The sequence below is a fragment of the Protofrankia sp. Cj3 genome, assembly GCF_917627355.1.
Classification (GTDB): Bacteria; Actinomycetota; Actinomycetes; order Frankiales; family Frankiaceae; genus Protofrankia.
In genome coordinates this window covers 15017-19678 of the sequence record NZ_CAKJTR010000052.1, presented here as the reverse complement: position 1 = coordinate 19678, position 4662 = coordinate 15017, and the positions used below count along the sequence as shown (strand labels likewise).

Genomic DNA, 4662 nt, shown 5'->3' with positions numbered 1-4662 from the left:
CATGGCCAGGGCCGAGGAGCAGAACGGCCGCTATGAACCGGCCAAGGAGCTCGCGCGCGGGATCCAGGCCAGCCAGTCAGAAGAGATCACAACAATGAGGACATTGCTCGCGAAGCTGTAGCCCCGCCGGCTGCCGGCGGCGCGGGACCGTGCCGCCGGCAGCCAGGCAGTCGGTAGCCGGGCACTCGATAGCCGGGCAGTCGGTAGCCGGGCAGTCGATAGCCGGGCAGTCGGTAGCCGGGCAGTCGGTTACCGGCCGCCGGCGGCCGTGGCATCGACGGTGGGCCTCCGCTGGTCTGCCATCCGGGCTGCCGTGACGCCCGGCTCGCCGGTCGCGGGACCACCGACGGGCTGGAAGCGACGCAGCCGCAGGCTGTTCGAGACCACGAACAGGGAGCTCAGCGCCATCGCCGCACCGGCGATCAGCGGGTTGAGCAGACCCGCGGCGGCGAGCGGCAGCGCGGCGATGTTGTAGGCGAACGCCCAGAACAGGTTGCCCTTGATGATGGCGAGGGTGCGCCGTGCCAGGCGGATGGCGTCGACCGCGGCGCGTAGATCCCCGCGGACGAGAGTGAGGTCGCCGGCCTCGATCGCGGCGTCCGTTCCCGTTCCCATGGCCAGACCGAGATCGGCGCAGGCGAGCGCGGCGGCGTCATTGGCACCGTCCCCGACCATCGCGACGACCCGGCCCTGTGCCCGCAACCGGGACACGACGTCGGCCTTGTCCGTGGGAAGCACCTCGGCGATCACTTCGTCGATGCCGACCTGGCCGGCGACGGCGCGGGCGGCGCGGGTGTTGTCGCCGGTGAGCAGCACCGGGGTCAGGCCGAGGGCACGCAGCCCGCGGACCGCGTCGGCCGAGGTGGGTTTGACGGTGTCGGCAACGACGAGCACCGCGCGGGCGGCGCCATCCCAGCCGGCGAAGACCGGTGTCCGACCGGCCTCCTCAGCGGCCCGTGCCGCCAGCTGGAGCTCGTCCGGGACACGTAGCGACTCCTCGGCCAACAGGCCCCGGCGACCGGCGACGACCGTGTGCCCGGCCACGACCGCGCGCACACCGAGGCCCCCGAGGGCGGTGAAATCCGCCACGTCCGCCATCGCCGGCAGGTCACCGAGGCGTTCCCGCGCGGCGCGGGCGATCGCCTGGCCGATCGGATGGCCGGAGGCGTCCTCGACCGCGCCGACCAGCCGCAGCACCTCGTCGGGGTCAGTGCCGGGCGCAAGAACAAGATCGACAAGGTTCATCCGCCCAGTCGTCACCGTCCCTGTCTTGTCGAGCACGACGGTGTCAATCCGCCGGGTCGATTCCAGCACCTCCGGCCCCTTGATCAGGATGCCGAGCTGCGCGCCCCGGCCGCTGCCGACCAGCAGGGCGGTGGGGGTGGCGAGGCCGAGCGCACACGGGCAGGCGACGATCAGGACCGCGACAGCGGCCGTGAACGCGGTTGCCACCCCGGCGCCGAGCGCGAGCCAGACCGTGAGGGTCGCGACCGCAAGAATGATCACAAAGGGAACGAAGACGGCGCAGACCCGGTCAGCGAGCCGTTGAACCGCGGCCTTGCCGCTTTGCGCATCGACGACGAGCTTCGCCATCTGCGCGAGCCGGGTGTCCGCGCCGACCCGGGTCGCGCGGACCAGCAGCCGGCCGCTGGCGTTCAGCGTGGCACCGGTGACCGCGTCGCCCACCGTGACGTCGACCGGTACTGATTCGCCGGTGAGCATGCTCGCGTCGACCGCGGAGGCGCCTTCCTCGACCACTCCGTCGGTGGCGATCTTCTCGCCGGGCCGGACGACGAAACGGTCGCCGACAGCGAGACGCTCGACCGGGACCCGCTGCTCCCGCCCGTCGCGCAGGACCGCGACGTCCTTCGCCCCCAGCTCCAGCAGGGACCGCAACGCCGCGCCGGCCCGGCGTTTGGCCCGTGCCTCGAAGTACCGCCCGGCAAGGATGAACGTCGTCACCACCGCGGCGGCCTCGAGGTAGATGCTGTTCGCGGCGCTGTCCCGAGTGGCGAGGAGGGTGAACCGCATCGTCATGCCGCGGTCGCCGGCATGACCGAGGAACAGGGCGTACAGCGACCAGCCGAACGCCGCGAGCGTGCCGGTCGAGATCAGCGTGTCCATGGTCACCGCGCCGTGCCGCAGGTTCCGCCACGCCGCGTGGTGGAACGGGAGCCCTCCCCCCAGCACGACCGGCGCGGCCAACGCCAGCGACAGCCACTGCCAGTTGTCGAACTGCAGCGCGGGCACCATCGCGAGCAGCAGCACCGGCAGGCTCAGCGCGGTGCAGCTGACCAGCCGGGCCCGCAGCGGGCCGGTCTGATCCATCTCGGCTGCCGCGCCGGTCTCGCCAGCGGCACGCGCCGCCGTGTTCCCCGGCCGCGCCGGACGCCGCGTTTCCGGCTGGGGTACGGACGCGCGGTAGCCAGCCTTCTCCACCTCGGCGATCAGAGCCGCCGTGGTGAGCCGACCGGGATAGACGACCCGGGCCCGCTCGGTGGCGTAGTTGACCGCGGCGGTCACACCGTCGATCTTGTTGAGCCGCTTCTCGATACGGGCGGCGCAGGACGCGCAGGTCATCCCCCCGATCGACAGGTCGATCTCCCCGAGGTCGACGGGATGCGCAGCGTCCGCTGTCGCGCTCATCGTGCATCTCCTTTGTTGCCGGTTGCTCGTACGGCGTGTTTCGGAAGCCGTGGTTCGCTCCGGGAGCCGGACAGCTGACTTCCGGAACACGCCTCAGTGGTCGGCGCTGGAAGTCCTTCGGGGGCTGTCGGATGCCAGGTGGATGCGTCGCGAGGCGGAGGAGGCCCCGGTAGCGGTGTTCTACCGGGGCCGACGAGCCGGGGTACCCGTGCATCGCGAAGCGATGTGCGGGGAGCGATGAAGCGAGGCGCCGCCTGACGCCGGCAGGCCCTGGATGCACTTCCGGCGCCGACCACTTAGGACCGGAGCAGGCGAGCGATCGCCTCCGAGGCCTCTTGTACCTTGCGGTCGGCCTCGTCGCCGCCGGCCGCCGCGGCCCCCACGACGCAGTGCGCCAGGTGCTCATCCAGCAGGCCCAGCGCCACCGCCCGCAGCGCCCTGGTCGCCGCCGAGACCTGGGTCAGGATGTCGATGCAGTACTCCTCCTGCTCAACCATCCGTTGCAAGCCGCGGATCTGGCCTTCGATGCGCCGTAACCGCTTACGGTAGTCGTCCTTGTTGCCGATGTAGCCGTGGGCCACGCCCATCTGTTCTTCACCGCACCCTCACCATCCGCTACCCCCTCGGGGTATCACAGGGCGGACCGTATACCCCCCCAGGGTAATAGGCAAGTGGATGGGACGACGTGGCCGGCATGCCGGCGCCACCGCCGGGCGGCGGTCGGGCGAGCCGAGCTCTGGACGCCCCACCGCGCGTTGACGCGGTCCCGGAACCGGCGGCGTGTGCCCCCTCACCGCGGCATGCGCAACGATGTCGAGGACGTCAACGGGCGAGGCGGGCGTGGTGTTCACATGTCGCGGGTACTGGCAGGCTGCGGGCGCTGAACGTTTTCAGCGGACGACGATCGGCGCTGGCGTGAGTAAGCCTGGGGGGGCTGCCGCGCTCGCGGCCGTCGTGGCCGCGGTGTGGCTGGTCTACATCGTGCCGCTCCCGCACTATGACATCGAGGTGTTCCTGCGTGCCGGCGGCGCCGTCGGGCATGGCCGCGACCCCTATCCGCCGCCGGGTTCCGCCGAGATCTCCTCGGGCTTCGCCTACGTCTATCCCTACCTGGTCGCATTCGGCTTCGTCCCGCTGTCGTGGCTCGGCCGCTACGGGGCGCTCGCGTTCATCGCGCTCTCGGTCGCGGCGCTGATCGCCGCGGCCCACCTCGCCGGCGCGCGGGAGGCCCGGACCTACGCGCTGGTGGTGATGGCGTCCTGCACCATCACCGGCCTACAGATGGGGACGCTCAACGCCGTGCTCTTCCTCGGTCTCGCCGCGCTGTGGCGCTGCCGCGACCGGCCGGTCAGCGCGGGGATGATCGCGGCTGCCGTCATCTACGCCAAGCTGTTCCTGGCACCGGTCTGGCTGTGGCTGGTGCTGACCCGACGGGCCACAGCGAGCGCGGTCGCCGCGGCTGCCGTCACGGTGCTGTTCGCCCTGGCCGAGCTCATCAGCCCGGTCGGCACCCGCGCCTACCTGGGTATGCTCACAGTGCTCAGCCGCACGGAGGCCCCGATGGGGCTCAGCCTCACCGGCCTGCTGGTCAACAGCGGTCTCGGCTTCACCATGGCCAGCTGGATCGCCCGGGTGGCGGCGCTCGGCCTGCTCATCGCATGCTGGCTGCGCATGCGACACACGGCGGACGAACGGACGCTGTACGCGGGCACGCTTGCCGCCGCGCTCGTGGCGTCACCGATCATCTGGAGCCACTACCTGCTGCTGCTCGTCGCTCCGCTGCTCGTCATCGCACCCACGCCCGATGCATCCGGGTCCCGTCCGCCGCTGGTCGTCTTCGCCGTCGCCAGCTGGTTCGTCGTCACCCCGCACCGCAGCGGCCCAGTGGGATTCGCCGTCGGTGGCGTGCTGCTCACGCTGCTCGCGGCTCCCGTGCTCAGCACCGCCGGCCCGGGACTGGCCCGCCGCGCGACGGCCATGGTCATGGCCATGACCAGGACAGCCTCGGCCGGGACG

Annotated in this window: 3 protein-coding genes; 1 reads left to right on the top strand and 2 read right to left on the bottom strand. The window is 71.7% G+C overall.

What is annotated here, in order from left to right:
- Nucleotides 1-249 precede the first annotated feature (249 nt).
- Both MJ783_RS09590 and MJ783_RS09585 read right to left on the bottom strand, forming a co-directional pair.
- Nucleotides 250-2646, bottom strand: a complete 2397-nt coding sequence (locus MJ783_RS09590) for a cation-translocating P-type ATPase (RefSeq protein ID WP_239310029.1) — start codon at nucleotides 2644-2646, stop codon at nucleotides 250-252.
- A gap of 296 nt (nucleotides 2647-2942) precedes the next feature.
- On the bottom strand, nucleotides 2943-3233 hold the full coding sequence (locus MJ783_RS09585; RefSeq protein ID WP_239310028.1) for a metal-sensitive transcriptional regulator: 291 nt from the start codon (nucleotides 3231-3233) through the stop codon (nucleotides 2943-2945).
- A 328-nt stretch (nucleotides 3234-3561) separates the two neighbouring features.
- Here MJ783_RS09585 and MJ783_RS09580 point away from each other — a divergent pair.
- The coding region (locus MJ783_RS09580; protein WP_239310027.1) for a glycosyltransferase 87 family protein at nucleotides 3562-4662 on the top strand (1101 nt) is incomplete at its 3' end.

Coding starts and splice junctions, on each gene's coding strand:
- MJ783_RS09585 (WP_239310028.1), bottom strand. CDS start 3,233: ATGGGCGTGGCCCACGGCTACATCGGCAACAAGGACGACTACCGTAAG.
- MJ783_RS09590 (WP_239310029.1), bottom strand. CDS start 2,646: ATGAGCGCGACAGCGGACGCTGCGCATCCCGTCGACCTCGGGGAGATC.